Below are 14,577 nucleotides of genomic sequence, written 5' to 3' on the forward strand. Positions count from 1 at the left end.
CTTCCTGAGCGCTTACCTTTTCGTTCGGAACGAACTTGGTGTTGCTCTTACCAGCAATGATGCCCAGAGACTGGCAGTACTTGATGTAGCCGCGAGCCCAGTGGGAGCCAATGTCGGTGAACGAGGTCTTGTCGTCGTTGTACGCAGAAGCGTCAGAATTACCGGTGCGCAGAACGTAGATCATCTTCGCCATCTCCGCACGGGTTACGGTACCGTTCGGCTTGAAAGAGCCATCGTCGTAGCCGTTAACTACGCCCAACGATACCAGAGTGTTCACAACTTCGGACTTAACCTTAATGTCAGCCGAATCCGTGAACGCTGCACCAGCAAACATGGTGAATGCGCAAGCAAACGCCAGTACCAGTGCAAGAACCTTTTTGAGATTCGCGGGAAAATCGCAAAAAGACTTTAAACACCTGAAAATGCCGGAAAATAGACGGTGCATGCAACAATTTCGCAAAAACAAAACCGCTGCAAACATCCACAAACTGGATATCTGCGGCGGAATATGTACCGAAAAATCAACAGAAAAAATTTTAATATTGCTTCACAGCCTGAAACCGCCCATTGGGACTATCCCGAATTCTGTGTAACCGCCAAAATGCGGTGTAAAATAGAACTTATATTTCAAGGCGGGAGCGGCGTTGGCTGCGCCCGCCTTGTCTACAACATAACGCCAACAGGGGCGGAAGTCAAGGGGCACCCTCGTTCATTGGAGCCTCGCCGGCGGCGTAGCGCCCCTTGCCCTTTGAGCCGGGTTGTTAATCAGGCATCCGATCCTCGAAGTAGATTGCCAGCTGGGTATGAATCATGCTCCAGTCCTGTCTGCGGCCGGTCCACTTTTTCGTGATGTCGATCATCGCCAGATACAGCATTTTGAAAAGGCTGTCATCGGTCGGAAACACGGATTTCGACTCGGTTACCTTCCTGAGCTGACGGTTAAAGCCTTCGATAGTGTTGGTTGTATAGATCAGCCGCCGAAGTTCTTGAGGAAACTTAAAATAAGTGCTGAGATTTGCCCAGTTATCCCTCCACGACTGAGAAATCTTGGGGTATTTCTTGTCCCAGTGTTTTGCAAACGTGTCTAACGCGTCCAAAGCAGCCGATTCATCCACCGCTGCGTAGACTGCTTTCAAGTCAGCCATAAGCGCCTTCAAATCCTTGTAGGAGACATATTTGCTGGAATTTCGAATCTGATGGATGATGCAGTTCTGGATTTCCGTCTTGGGATAGACCGCCTCGATCGCCGCAGAAAAACCGGTCAAATTATCCGTACAGGCAATGAAAATATCCTCGACGCCCCGATTTTTCAGGCTGCTCAGTACGGTAGCCCAGAATTTCGCACTTTCGTTCTCGCCAACCCACATTCCCAGAACATCCTTCCGACCATCAAGATCAATACCGATGGCGATATAGACGGCCTTCTTTACGATCTGGCCTTCACTGCGGACATGGTAGTGAATCGCATCCAGAAAAACAACTGCATAGACCGATTCCAGAGGCCTCTGCTGTCACTCTTTCGCTGCGGGAGGGATTTTATCTGTGATACGGCTTACGGTCGTATCACAGACATCTACGCCGTAGATATCCTGAATATGCGCTTCAATGTCACCGGTGGTCATGCCTTTGGCATACATGGACAGAATCTTCTCCTCGATGTCCTGGCTGATGCTGGTCTGACTTTTCCGCAGCACCTTGGGGTCAAATTCGCTCTTGCGATCCCGCGGCACAGATACCTCTACATCACCCAAACGGGCGCGCAGGGTTTTGCTGCTGTGCCCGTTCCGGCTGTTATCCGTGTCCTTGTTCTTGTAGTCATACCGGCTGTAGCCCAGCTGATCGTCCAGCTCGGCTTCCAGACCGTTTTCCATGAACTCCGCGATAGTGTCTTTGAACAGTTCCTGAATGTCATCCATGCTGCCTACATTCGCCAGCTGCAGCAGCTCACGAATTTTTTCGCGACGTGTGTTTTCTTCTGGGGTTCTTTTCCTTCTTGCCATTGTGATTACCTCCGTCATCCTGCTTCTATTCTACACCTTGTTGGAGGTCTACACAAAGTTTGGGATGGAGTCCGCCCGTTCCACCGTTACAACAGCCTGCTCTTGCGTATACCCATCCTTAGGACGGAACCGGTTATTCTCCTTGCCCGGCATAATGCCGATCTCGCGCATCGCATACACGCTGCTGCGTGCCCAATCGCCAAGCTGGGTATCATCGGCGTTTGGTTTATCGCTTGCAGCACCGACTCCCGCCGCCATGCTGCCCGCAATCAGCGCGGCTGCACACAAATAACGCCGTTTTTCATAAAAAATATCTCCTGCCTGTGAAGTTCTTCACTTACTATAACCGTTAGACGGGAGAAGTGTGACAAAGTTCTCTCAAAAAACCTATTTTCGTGTCACAGTTGACAGGGGCAGAAGGGTTATATACTATATATAGTATATAAATTCATTTGGCAAGGGGATAGGGAACATGAAAAAACGAATGGTTATGCTGTCCGCGCTCGTGCTATGCGGCTGTATGCTGATGCAGATACCGCATCGCTCGGCATCGTCACCGGCTGCGAGAATGGCACGTTTCAGCTGACGCGCGAGCTTTCGCATTAGGAGGCAGCAGTGATTCTGCACCGACTGTACAACGTGCTGTACGGCACGGTTCCGAGCGAAAATTCTGCGAAAATCTATGCCGACAACGCAGTATCGGCCTTTGGACGAAGAATTCGGTTTACGCGATGCAGCAGGGCGGCATCCTGCAGGGCAAGAGCGGCAGCAAATTCTGCCCGAAGGATGGCTGCACCATCGAGCAGGCGCTCGTCATTATGCTGTACATGACGCAGAAGGCGTAATCAGGGAGGAAAATCATGCGTATTGTGAAAAAATACTGGCTGCCGCTGTTGGCGCTTGTGCTTGCGATTGGACTGGCGGCCTGGCGAATCGGCTATCTGGAGCGGACGAACACGTCGCTCAGCATAGAAATCGGCAGCAGGGAAGCCCTGCAGAACGGAGAGCCGATCACGTTGGAGAATCCGGTTATTTTGTACAAAAACGAGCCATATATCCCACTTTACGAGGTTGTAGAGCGTCTCGGCGGTACGACAGACGGCAAAACCTACATACTGCACGGTGCTGAGACCGCTGTCTCCGGCGTGGAACGAAATGGCATATTGTACACGCCGTTTTCGTACCTATGGGATAGTCATATTCCGCAGATACGGTGGGATAAGAGCCGCAACCGCGTTATCATCACCGAGGCACCGGATGAAATTCCACTGACCCGCCGGTGGCTGTTCTGGCGGCACAAAACCGTGCGCGGACTGCGTGTCGGAGACAGCGAAGCACGGTTCCTCGATCTGTACGGCTCACTTGACGCACGGGACGAAATGATGATTGACTTGCTGCATGTCACCATCGAAAACGGTGTCGTCACCGAGATTTCCATGGGACGTTATGAGTAAGCAAAAAGGACTTCGTAAAAACGAAGTCCTTTTTATTGGTTACTTGATTGCCTGATACATGCGCTCGATGGTCACAATGGACTGCTCTGCGGTGTAGCCGTCGGTCGGGCAGAACCGATTATTTTCCTTGCCCTGCATGATGCCGGTCTGGCGCATGGCGTAAACGCTGCCGCGTGCCCAGTCGCCGATTTTGGCATCGTCAGCGAAGGCCTTTTCGGAAACCACGTCCGTTTTGCCGCCGAGTACCTGATACAGCCGGTCAAGCATGGCGGCAGCCTCCTGGCGGGAGATGGTCTTGTACGGACGGAAGGTGCCGTCCTCGTAGCCGGTGACAATGCCGAGTACGGCGGCATTGTTCACGTTCGGGTCGTCCCTGCAATCGGTGAACTTGGTTTCCAGAGCCGGAATCTCCTTGTTGGGATAAATCTTGTTGTACAGGTTCATCGCCAGCTTGGTGAAGTTTTCGCGGGTAATGTCCAGCTTGGGATAGGAGAACGACTCGGTGAGACCGTGCTCTTCTGCGGCAGCTACTTCGGTCTTGGCCCAGCTGCTGTACTCCTTGACGTTTGCGGGCAGCAGGGTTTCGCCGCCCTTGCCATCCAGCAGATAAGATTTTGTGCCTCTGCTGCGTGTGCCGATAAAGTGCTGATCGTACCAGAAAATCTGGTTGAAGTCATGCTTGCCGACAAATTTTTCGGTTTTCGGGTCGAACAGACCGCAGGTGCCGTTGCCGTCCGCGCCTGCCTTGCCAACACGTTCCCACTTAGTACTTCCAGTCTTGGCGATGAAGAAATCAGCGTACCAGTCCGGTACCATGTCGATGTCGTCGAGAATGATGTTCATGTCTTTGTCAGCCAGAGCAAAGAAGGTGACATCCTCAACCTGTGTGGTTGGACCATCGCCGGAATACGGGTCATATACCGGCTTTTTCGCGTTTTTGAAGAGCACGAACACATTGCTGTTTGGCTCATACGTCGCAAGCTCATAACCGGACGGCAGCTTCATCGGCGTCAGTTTGCCGGTTTCATCGGCGAACCAGTAGTTGGGGCGATGATCAGCGTCGTACTGGCTAACCAGTGTTTCCGTGCCGTCAAGCGCAATGTAATAATCGTACTCCACAGGAACAACCAGCTTGCCGGTCGTTTTGTCCAGAATACCATACTTGTGTGTGCTGTCAGCTGTTAGGTTAACCAAATACTGTTTCGCGTTGAGGTTCGAGAGGATGATTTCGCAGTTTTCGCCGGTAAAGCCGAGTGTTTTCAACTGACCGTAATCCTTGATCTCCTGCTGTACCTTAGTCATAGCCGATTGCAGCGTATCCTGTGCCGAACTGGACAGTTCCGCCGCCTGTGCCGAGAACAGCAATGCACCGCTTACCACAACACCGAGTAACGCCTTCTGAAACCGTTTCATATTTTTCCTCCTTTTCACTGTTAATGCTTATACTCTCTATCCTGATGACAATAACAAATGCCATCGACAGCACGGCTGCTGCTGCGGTGGGGGAATTGCCATATATTAGCTTAGACGTTTGTTCCGTATGGTTTGTTCCGCATGTTTCAAAAATTTTTTCTCTGACATCGAATTGGTACGTCAAATGCATAGCCGGAACGGCATGAAAAGCGTATCGTATGCTCATTTCTGCACAGGAGAACTGTTATATTTATTGTATAGCTTTTTCCGGAAGGACGCAACAGGAAAGCAGCAGAGGCGGGATTGAAAAATCCTCAAACCGGCAGCGCACATGTTTGACAGACCGTGCCCGTTCTGGTATAATATTTACACGCCGCCATGGCGGAACTGGTAGACGCAGGGGACTTAAAATCCCCCGGAGTTAAACCCGTGCCGGTTCGATTCCGGCTGGCGGCACCAGAAAAACCCCGTATTTCTTACGAAATACGGGGTTTTTCTGTTAGTTTGATTTAATTCTTATTAAATACAGACTTGTTCAGTGCGCCGTCCTGATGCGCCACGATCGTGGTGCAGACAGCGTCGCCGGTGATATTAACGGCAGTACGCGCCATATCGAGGATACGGTCGATACCCATGATCAGACCGATTCCGGCAACCGGCAGACCGACCGAATCGAATACCATCGCCAACGTAACCAGACCAACCGACGGCACGCCTGCGGTACCGATGGAGGCGAGCGTTGCGGTCGCAATAACGGTCAGATAATCCGCAGGGGTCAGCTGGATGCCGAACGCCTGTGCAACGAATACAACGGCAACGCCCTGCATGATGGACGTACCATCCATGTTGATGGTCGCGCCGAGCGGGATGGTGAAGGACGAAATACGGCGGTTGACGCCGATTTTTTCCTCCAGCGTGTCGATATTCATCGGGATAGTGGCGTTAGAGGTAGCGGTCGAGAACGCAAAGCCCATAACCGGAGCGAATTTCTTGAGGAAACGCAGCGGATTGAGTCTCGTAAGCAGCGCCAGCAGAATCTGGTATACGCCGCAGCACTGGATGAACAGCGCCAGCAGCACCGCGCCCATGTACTTGAACATTGGCACCATGGCGGAGAAACCGAGACCGGCAAAGGTCTTAGAGATCAGGCAGAATACACCAATGGGAGCCAGACCCATGACCATCATGGTCATTTCCATCATAATATCGTTGCCCTGCTGGAAGAAGTTCGTTACCAGCTGGGTCTTATCCTGCAGCTTGGCGAGGATAACGCCGACGATCAGTGCAAACACGATAACCTGCAGCATTTCGCCGTTGGCGAGCGCACCGATCGGGTTTTTCGGGATGATGTTCAGCAGGGTTTCCGCAAAGCTGACCGAATCCGAAGAAGCGGTGACTTCGGCGGTCTGGATCTGCGACATATCCAAGCCCATGCCCGGCTTGATCAGCAGACCGATGCCGAGTGCAACGGCAACTGCCATCATCGTGGTGAAAATGTAGAAGCCGATGATTTTTACGCCGACCTTGCCGAGCGTTTTACTGTCGCCGATGGCAGTAGCGCCGCAGATCAGCGAGCAGAATACCAGCGGTACGACCAGCATCTGCATCAGGCGGATAAAGCCCTGACCAACAACATAAAATACGCCGTTTACTAGCACGTTCTGCACAAACTCCACATCAGCTGCAAACATATTGAGCGCAATGCCGACAATCGCACCGGCAATCAGCGAGATGAAGATCTTTGTAGTCAGACCGAGTTTCTTTTTCTCTTTTACTTCATTCATTTATTTACTCCCGTCTTCCGGTGAGCCATGTATTCGCTCAGCGCGTCATGCCAGTCCGGCATTTGATACAAACCAGTGATACGCAGCATCATGTTATCCAACAGCGTAAAGCGCGGACGCAGCGCAGTGTTCTCGGAGGCCGAGGTGACTGGCACATTTTCCTTGCCGGCGAGACGCAGAATTTCGCGGGCGTACTCTGCACGGGAGCACGAGCCGTCGCACGATGCGTGAAACAGGCCGTACTCGCGGCTGTGCATCAGGCGGTCGATAAAGCCGGCGAGCGCTTTCGCCGAGGTCGGGGAGGAAATCTCATCCTCCGGCAGATGGACCGCGCCTTCCTTTGCCGCCGTATCGAGCACGCGGTCAACAAAGTCGTACGAGCCGACGCCGTACAGCCACGACGAACGCACAATAACATGCTTGTCGGTCAGTTCGCGCACGAGCTTTTCACCGGCGTACTTGCTCTTGCCGTACATCGTGGTCGGATGGGGATCGTCAAACTCACAGAAAGCCTTGGCCTCGTCGCCGCCGAATACGTCGTCGGTCGAGATCTGAATGAATTTTGCGTCGATGCGTCTTGCAGCGGTCGCCAGATTGCGGGCGCCGATGGCGTTGATCTTATACGCTTCTTCGGGGTTCTCCTCGCAGGCCTGCACGTCGGTCAGACCGGCACAGTTGATGATGACATCCGGATGGTTAATATCGGCAAAACGACCGACAACGGATACATCCTCAACCGGTACATCGCGGTCGCTGGTTACCAGCTTATATGCTGTGTTGCCGCCGAAACGATGACTAAGCGCGGAACCCAGTCTGCCGCTTGCTCCCGCGATCCAAACGCGGGTTGTAATACTGTTCATAAAACACCTCTCCTGTCGGCTCGGTGCAGCGGAACTGCTCCGGCGCGCATTACCCATTTTATGGGCTGTATATTCAGTATAGCACAAAATCGTTAAAAAAACAACAAAATATGCGGTCTCTTTGCATAAGTATGCTCGAATTCCTGCAAACTATCCGATTTGTACAAAACTTCTTTGTATTTTTATACAAACTGACAAGACCGCTCAGCCGAAGAAAAGAAACAGCCAAAAGCGAGGAGAATTTTTTGGGAATATGGACGGCCAATATCTGTCAGCGCTATGATATCCGTACACCGATTGACGGTATCCGCGGCATGGTCGAGATCAGCCGCCATTATGCGGAAAATGCTGTAGATCACCTCTCTGCATACGAAGCGGGGAGATGGTTTATTTTATATGAAAACATCTGATTTTTATTGTGCAGAATGCTGTAAAAACCTGCGTTGACCTATGCGGTTTTCGGTGATATAATTAACGGATAACAGTGTGGATTGAATCACATAATTTGCCAAGCGTTATTTTGTCTCGAAGGAGGAGCAGGAAATGAAACCGGTTCTGGAGGTTTGTGTCCACTCGGTTGAGTCTGCGGTAAGCGCGGAGCGCGGCGGTGCTATGCGGTTGGAGTTATGCGCAAATTTAATGATCGGCGGTACTTCACCGGATGAGGATCTGTTCCGCATGGTGCGGGAACGGGTTTCCGTACCGGTTCGTGTGCTGCTGCGTCCGCGCTGCGGCGATTTTTTGTATACGGAAAGCGAATTTGAGCTGCTCTGCCGTCAGGTGAAGCGCTTTGCCGCGCTCGGCGCGGACGGCATTGTCATCGGCGTGCTCACACCCGAGGGTGATCTTGACGAGGCGCGCATGGAAAAGCTGATCGCGCTTGCAGGCGGCTGCGGTGTGACGCTGCACCGTGCGTTCGATGTCTGCCGCGACCCGTTTGCGGCGTTGGAAACCGCAAAGCTGCTGGGTGTGGATACCATTCTGACCTCAGGGCAGCAGGCGGACTGCACCGCAGGCGCGGATTTACTGCGCGCGCTGGTTGCAAAAGCAGGAGAGGATGTGCAGATTCTGGTCGGTGCAGGCGTAAATGCTGCGGTAATCCGCGCATTGCAGCCGAAAACAGGCGCGAATGCCTTTCATCTTTCCGCAAAGCGGGTGGAAAACAGCAGAATGCAGTTTCGGCGCGAAAATGTGACGATGGGACTGCCCGGATTGAGCGAATTCAGTCTGTGGCGGTGTGATGAAAATGCAGTCCGTGCGGCGCGTGAAGCGTTTGATGCGTGCTGCGGTGCGGGGCAGGAGGCGCGGACGTGAAAATAGAAAAGGTACTCAACAACAATGTTGTAGTCGCGCTAGATGAAAACGGTGCGGAGACCGTGCTGATGGGGCGCGGTCTGGGCTTCGGCCGCCGCGCAGGTGACGAAGCACCGCCGGACAAGGTAGAAAAGCGGTTCACACTGCACTCGGATCAGCTTTCCGACCGGTTCCAGCAGCTGATAACAAGCATTCCGCTGCCGCATTTCCTGATGAGCGAACGCATTATCAACCATGCGAAGATCGCGCTCGGCAAGGAGCTGTCGGACAGCATTTACGTTACGCTGCCCGATCATATCTCGGCGGCCGTCAACCGCTACAAGGAGGGCATTGTGCTGCCCAATCCGCTGCTGTGGGACATCCGGCAGCTGTACAAGGACGAATTCCGCGTGGGACTCAAGGCGAATGAAATCGTCAAGGAGGAGACCGGCGTGGAGTTTACGGATGATGAGGCAGCGTTTATCGCGCTGCACTTTGTCAATGCACAACTCGGCGGTGAAATCCGCGATATTTACGACATGACCTATCTGCTGCAGGCGGTTTTCCGCATCGTTTACGATGAATACGGTTTCCGTCCGGATGATGAATCACTCAATTACTACCGGTTTGTCACGCACCTCAAGTTCTACGCACGGCGTATCGTCAGCGGAGAAGGCTACGGCGATGAGGACAGCGATCTGCTCGATGTGGTGCGGTTCAAGTACCCGAAGGCGTATGCCTGTGCGGACAAGATTCGCGTGTACGTCCAGAGGGAGAAAAATTTCCACTCCGGACAGAATGAGTTGCTGTATCTCACCATCCACATCGCCCGTGTGATGGAGCACATTGATGATAAAAAATAATCACGGAGTCCGTGCTGTACAAGCAGTACGGACTTGTTTTTTGTGCAAAGTGCAGAAAAACAACGAGAAAATTTGGTAACTAATTCGACAGGTTGCTCTTGCCAAGGCGAGAAAAGTTTGTTATACTGCAATTAACAAGTAAACAGTATCCGTTTGAAATGGATTGTTACCGCTTCGGCGGGCAAAACCAGATTTCTCGCAGAAGTTGCTATCAAAGAGCAAGTTGTATCTGCGCAGAAGTTTGGTTCTTTTTATTTTCTGTATGTTTTCGGACAAAACAGGCATACTTAAGGCAACACCGCACAATTTACTCGCAAATCACTCGTGTTCAATCATGCGGTATTGCCGAATCAAAAAGGTTGTGAGCTAAATGTTTGGTAAACTGAAAAATCTGTTTGGCGGCGACAGCGGCATCGAGATAACGGCGCCGGTTGCCGGCAAGGTGGTAGCACTGGAGGACGTACCCGATCCCACGTTCGCACAGGGCATTCTCGGTCCGGGCATTGCAATCGAGCCGACCGAAGGACGCATTGTTGCTCCGGCGGACGGCACGGTGGATGTGATGTTTGAGACCGGTCACGCGGTATCGCTGACCACGACGAGCGGTGCAGAGCTGCTCATCCATGTTGGCATCGACACCGTACAGCTGGAGGGCAGGCATTACAAGGCCTGCTGCAAGGCCGGTGATCAGGTCAGGAAGGGCGACACGCTGATCGAATTTGACCCGGAGGCCATCAAGGCCGAAGGCTACAAGATCGTAACGCCGGTTTTAATCTGCAATCCGGATACGTTCAAGGACGTAAAATCCGTGGCAGGAGAAACGGTTTCTGCAGGCGACGCACTGCTGCACCTGGAAACCAAGTAACGGAAAGGAAGTAATTCTGAGATGAAGACCATTGAATATACGATTACGGATGCACTGGGCATCCACGCTCGACCGGCCGGACTGCTGGTCAAGGAGGCAGGCAAGTTTGCCTCGAAAATCATGATCGCCAGCCCGAAAAAGGAAGTCGATGCCAAGCGCATCATGGGCGTGATGGGACTCGGCGTTAAGGGCGGCGATACCGTAAAGCTTACCATCGAGGGTGAGGACGAGGAGACCGCTGCAGCTGCAATGCAGGCGTTCCTCGAGAGTAATTTGTAAGGATTTCATTTCGCTGGGTGTGAACGGCGATGAAATAGGGGGACGGAAACGGAGTTCGGCTCTCCCATCCGTCAACACAATCGGCCGCTTCGGCGGTCCACAAAATAAGGAGGGGAAACTCTTATGATGAAAAAACTGCAAAAGCTGGGCAAGGCTTTGATGCTGCCGGTAGCTGCGCTGCCGATCTGCGGTATCCTGATGGGTCTCGGCTACGCGATCGCTCCGGGCGTTATGGGCGTGCCGGGTGCGGCCACGAGCGGTGCACTGTATAACATTGGCTTCCTGTTGATAAAGGCAGGCGGCGCGCTGATTGACAATATGGCATGGCTGTTTGTCATCGGTGTTGCAGTCGGACTATCCGACGACCGCGAGGGTACCTCGGCACTGGCCGGTCTGGTATCCTGGCTGATGATGACCAACCTGCTGAGCACCGGCGTTGTTACCACGCTGATGCCCGCAATCGCGGATGATCCGGTAAAAACGCTGGCATTTGACAAGATCCAGAACGTATTTATCGCTATCATCGCCGGTATCATCGGTTCGAGCTGCTACAACCGCTTCAAAAATGCGAAACTTCCGGACTGGCTGGCATTCTTCAGCGGCAAGCGCTGCGTTGCCATCGTAACCGGTCTGGTTTCCATCGCGGTATCCGTTGTTCTGCTGTTCGTATGGCCGATCATCTTCAGCGCTCTGGTAGCTGTTGGCGAAGGCATCATCGGCATGGACGGCATCGGCGCCGGCATCTATGCATTCCTCAACCGACTGCTCATCCCGACCGGCCTGCACCACGCACTCAACAACGTATTCTGGTTCGATACCATCGGCCTTGGCGACCTGCAGAACTACTGGGCCGGCTTTCAGACCGGCGATGTCGGCATCACCGGCAATGTCATTGGCTGGAGCCTCGGTATGTATATGTCCGGCTTCTTCCCCTGCATGATGTTCGGTGTTGCCGGTGCGGCTCTCGCGATGATCAAGGCGGCCAAGAACAAAAAGGCTGCTATCGGTCTGGTCCTGTCCGCTGCCATCTGTGCATTCATCTGCGGCGTTACCGAGCCGTTTGAGTTCGGCTTCATGTTCCTGTGCTTCCCGCTGTATGTTGTTTATGCTGCTCTGTACGGCATTTTCGCCATTATCACCTACTATGTCGGCTTCCGTGCAGGCTTCTGCTTCTCCGCAGGCGCGACCGACCTCGTATTCTCGTCCTTCCTGCCGGCAGCGAACAACACGCTGATGATCATCCCGCTGGGTATCGCAGCATTCGTTGTATTCTACCTGGTATTCTACTTTGCGATCACCAAGTTCAACCTCAAGACCCCGGGCCGTGAGGATGAAGAAGCCGACTTCGCAGAGGTTGACAAGAATGCCAAGCTGGCAAATAACGACTTCACCGCAATTGCAGCTGCAGTCCTCGAAGGTCTGGGCGGCAAGGAAAATGTAGCATCTCTGGATAACTGCATTACCCGTCTGCGTCTGGAAGTCAAGGACGGCACGCTCGTCAACGAGAAGAAGATCAAGGCTGCAGGCGTGGCAGGCGTAATGCGTCCGTCGCAGACCGCAGTTCAGGTTATCATTGGCACCAAGGTCCAGTTCGTAGCCGACGAAATGGCAAAGATGCTGAAGTAACACTGAAAGCAATTTAACGCAGTTTGAAGTGCTCGCACACGGTTTGGAAATACAGCCGCGTGGGAACACCGAACTGTTAAGAAATCGCAACCAATCGAACTAACCTATCTTGTTTGCATATCACGATTGCGCTCCGCGCAATGGAAAGGGCGGGCACATTGCCTGCCCTTTCTATTTCCGGAGACAGAGGAAAGAGGTATTCCATGAAAATCATTCGCGCAAAGGACTACAACGACATGAGCCGCAAGGCAGCCAACATCATCTCAGCACAGGTTATTCTCAAGCCGGATTCCGTACTCGGTCTGGCAACCGGTTCGTCGCCGATCGGCATTTACGAGCAGCTGATTAAATGGTATAACAAGGGTGATGTGGATTTCGGCGGCTGCACGACCTTCAATCTGGACGAATACCGCGGCCTGACACCCGATCACGACCAGAGCTATCACTATTTCATGCACAAAAACTTCTTCGACGCGGTGAATGTGCCGGCAGAGCGCATCAATCTGCCGGACGGCGCGCAGCTTGACGCCGAGCGGGAGTGCAAGCGCTACGATGCGGCCATCAAGGCGGCTGGCGGCATTGACCTGCAGTTGCTCGGCATGGGTCTGAACGGACACATCGGCTTCAACGAGCCGGACGAGTATTTCTCCAAGGGCACGCATTGCGTGAACCTGACCGAGTCCACCATCGAGGCCAACAAACGCTTTTTCGCGTCGGCGGATGACGTGCCGCGGCAGGCCTATACCATGGGCGTGCAGACCATCATGCTGGCACGGCGCATCGTGCTGGTGGTTTCCGGTGAAAACAAGGCAGAGACCGTCCGCGAAGCGTTCTTCGGTCCGGTAACGCCTCAGGTTCCGGCATCCATCCTGCAGCTGCACACCGATGTTTCCATCGTAGCGGACGAGGCGGCACTGTCTAAGTGCGGCGATTTGCTCTAAAAAGGAAGCGAAGTTATGGAATTTAGCAATTTGAGGGTATATCAGCCGGATGGCACGTTCAAAACCGGCGGACTGTCCATCTCGGGCGAGCGGATTGCATCCGCAGAGGTGAGCGCGGACGCGGTGGATATGGGCGGTCTGTACGCCGTGCCCGGACTGGTCGATCTGCACTTTCACGGCTGCATGGGCCGCGATTTCTGCGACGGCACGCATGAGGCTATCTCTACACTGGCAAAGTATCAGGCGCAGATCGGCGTGGCCGCCATCTGTCCGGCGACTATGACCTATCCCGAGGACAAGCTGACACAGATTGCCGAAGCCGCCGCAAGCTATCAGGCGGAGAGCAATGACGCGGCGCTTGTGGGCATCAACATGGAAGGCCCGTTCATTTCTGAGGCGAAAAAGGGTGCGCAGAACGGCGCTTACCTGCACGCACCGGACGCGGCCATGTTCCGCCGGGTGCAGGAAAAATCCGGCGGCCTGTTCAAGCTGTGCGACCTGGCGCCCGAGCTGCCGGGTTCGATGGAGACCATTGACGAGCTGGCGGGCGAGGTGCGTATCTCGATTGCACACACGACAGCGGATTACGACACCGCCTGCGAAGCCTTCAAGCACGGTGCCCGTCAGGTGACGCATTTGTATAACGGCATGAATGAGTGTCTGCACCGGTCTCCCGGCGTGATGGGCGCGGCGTTTGACAACGAAAACGTGGCTGTGGAACTCATCGCGGACGGCGTGCATGTGCATCCGTCGGTCGTTCGTGCGACGTTCCGGCTGTTTGAGAACCGCGTCATCCTGATTTCGGACAGCATGATGGCGACCGGACTCGATGACGGCGAGTATTCGCTCGGCGGACAGGCGGTTACCGTGCGCGGCAACCTCGCCACGCTGCACGACGGCACGATTGCGGGTTCCGCGACCAACCTGATGGACTGCGTGCGCTCGGCAGTCAAAATGGGCGTTCCGCTCGGTCAGGCGATTCGCTCCGCGTCCACCAATCCGGCGCGCGCTATTGGCGTTGAGCACGATTACGGCTCACTCGAGCCGGGCAAGCTGGCGAATGTGCTCCTGCTGGATGAGGAGCTGAACATTCACACGATTCTGCTGCGCGGCAGAATGCTGGGCTGAACAGCGATTTGATAAAGAAATGAAATGAAAAGAAACCGGCATCGGAAGATGCCGGTTTTGCGTTGTTTTGG

14 protein-coding genes, 1 tRNA gene and 1 pseudogene are annotated in these 14,577 nt (G+C 53.7%); 10 read left to right on the forward strand and 6 right to left on the reverse strand.

All coding sequences use genetic code 11. The features are described 5' to 3' along the window. The 3 genes and pseudogenes from ACWVX6_RS06060 to ACWVX6_RS06070 all read right to left on the reverse strand — a co-directional run. The coding region (locus ACWVX6_RS06060; RefSeq protein ID WP_455152637.1) for an S-layer homology domain-containing protein at positions 1 to 334 on the reverse strand (334 nt) is incomplete at its 3' end. 427 nt (positions 335 to 761) lie between these two features. Beyond that, positions 762 to 2,000 (reverse strand): annotated as a pseudogene (locus tag ACWVX6_RS06065) (IS256 family transposase). Positions 2,001 to 2,048: 48 nt separating this feature from the next. Next, positions 2,049 to 2,258, reverse strand: a complete 210-nt coding sequence (locus ACWVX6_RS06070) for an S-layer homology domain-containing protein (protein ID WP_455152638.1) — start codon at positions 2,256 to 2,258, stop codon at positions 2,049 to 2,051. 602 nt (positions 2,259 to 2,860) lie between these two features. Between ACWVX6_RS06070 and ACWVX6_RS06075 the strand changes: the two genes are divergently transcribed. Further along, the gene (locus ACWVX6_RS06075) at positions 2,861 to 3,454 is read left to right on the forward strand and encodes a stalk domain-containing protein (RefSeq protein ID WP_455152639.1); all 594 of its coding nucleotides are present in this window, start codon (positions 2,861 to 2,863) and stop codon (positions 3,452 to 3,454) included. A 39-nt stretch (positions 3,455 to 3,493) separates the two neighbouring features. On the opposite strand, the gene ACWVX6_RS06080 is transcribed toward ACWVX6_RS06075, so the two are convergent. Then, positions 3,494 to 4,867: an S-layer homology domain-containing protein gene (locus tag ACWVX6_RS06080; protein ID WP_455152640.1), complete on the reverse strand. Its 1,374-nt coding sequence runs from the start codon at positions 4,865 to 4,867 to the stop codon at positions 3,494 to 3,496. Positions 4,868 to 5,239: 372 nt separating this feature from the next. Here ACWVX6_RS06080 and ACWVX6_RS06085 point away from each other — a divergent pair. Continuing rightward, positions 5,240 to 5,326 (forward strand) — tRNA-Leu (locus tag ACWVX6_RS06085). Positions 5,327 to 5,376: 50 nt separating this feature from the next. Here the strand turns inward: ACWVX6_RS06085 and ACWVX6_RS06090 are convergent. Together ACWVX6_RS06090 and rfbD are read right to left on the reverse strand one after the other, a co-directional pair. After that, on the reverse strand, positions 5,377 to 6,651 hold the full coding sequence (locus ACWVX6_RS06090; protein WP_455152641.1) for a dicarboxylate/amino acid:cation symporter: 1,275 nt from the start codon (positions 6,649 to 6,651) through the stop codon (positions 5,377 to 5,379). Continuing rightward, on the reverse strand, positions 6,648 to 7,511 hold the full coding sequence (rfbD, locus tag ACWVX6_RS06095) for a dTDP-4-dehydrorhamnose reductase (protein WP_455152642.1): 864 nt from the start codon (positions 7,509 to 7,511) through the stop codon (positions 6,648 to 6,650). Before rfbD ends, ACWVX6_RS06090 begins: the two co-directional genes overlap by 4 nt. Positions 7,512 to 7,756: 245 nt before the next feature. On the opposite strand from rfbD, the gene ACWVX6_RS06100 reads away from it, so the two are divergent. The 8 genes from ACWVX6_RS06100 (at position 7,757) to nagA (ending at position 14,506) form a co-directional block, all read left to right on the forward strand. Further along, on the forward strand, positions 7,757 to 7,921 hold the full coding sequence (locus ACWVX6_RS06100; protein WP_455152643.1) for a hypothetical protein: 165 nt from the start codon (positions 7,757 to 7,759) through the stop codon (positions 7,919 to 7,921). A 133-nt stretch (positions 7,922 to 8,054) separates the two neighbouring features. After that, positions 8,055 to 8,825, forward strand: a complete 771-nt coding sequence (locus tag ACWVX6_RS06105) for a copper homeostasis protein CutC (protein WP_455152644.1) — start codon at positions 8,055 to 8,057, stop codon at positions 8,823 to 8,825. Further along, positions 8,822 to 9,667, forward strand: coding sequence for a BglG family transcription antiterminator LicT (licT, locus tag ACWVX6_RS06110; protein ID WP_418689751.1), 846 nt, complete (start codon positions 8,822 to 8,824; stop codon positions 9,665 to 9,667). The genes ACWVX6_RS06105 and licT overlap by 4 nt, the downstream gene beginning before the upstream one ends. 370 nt (positions 9,668 to 10,037) lie before the next feature. Next, on the forward strand, positions 10,038 to 10,532 hold the full coding sequence (locus ACWVX6_RS06115) for a PTS sugar transporter subunit IIA (protein ID WP_270418490.1): 495 nt from the start codon (positions 10,038 to 10,040) through the stop codon (positions 10,530 to 10,532). Positions 10,533 to 10,553: 21 nt separating this feature from the next. Next, complete coding sequence (locus ACWVX6_RS06120; RefSeq protein WP_118730010.1) at positions 10,554 to 10,811, forward strand: HPr family phosphocarrier protein; 258 nt, start codon at positions 10,554 to 10,556, stop codon at positions 10,809 to 10,811. A gap of 123 nt (positions 10,812 to 10,934) precedes the next feature. Then, a complete protein-coding gene (locus ACWVX6_RS06125) occupies positions 10,935 to 12,437 on the forward strand; it encodes a PTS transporter subunit EIIC (protein WP_455152645.1) in 1,503 nt (500 codons plus the stop codon). Positions 12,438 to 12,640: 203 nt separating this feature from the next. After that, on the forward strand, positions 12,641 to 13,378 hold the full coding sequence (nagB, locus tag ACWVX6_RS06130; protein WP_110435539.1) for a glucosamine-6-phosphate deaminase: 738 nt from the start codon (positions 12,641 to 12,643) through the stop codon (positions 13,376 to 13,378). Positions 13,379 to 13,393: 15 nt separating this feature from the next. Continuing rightward, positions 13,394 to 14,506 (forward strand): N-acetylglucosamine-6-phosphate deacetylase, encoded by a 1,113-nt coding sequence (nagA, locus tag ACWVX6_RS06135; protein ID WP_455152646.1) that lies wholly within the window; start codon positions 13,394 to 13,396, stop codon positions 14,504 to 14,506. Positions 14,507 to 14,577 lie beyond the last annotated feature (71 nt).

The sequence above is a fragment of the Butyricicoccus sp. genome (genome assembly GCF_977037065.1).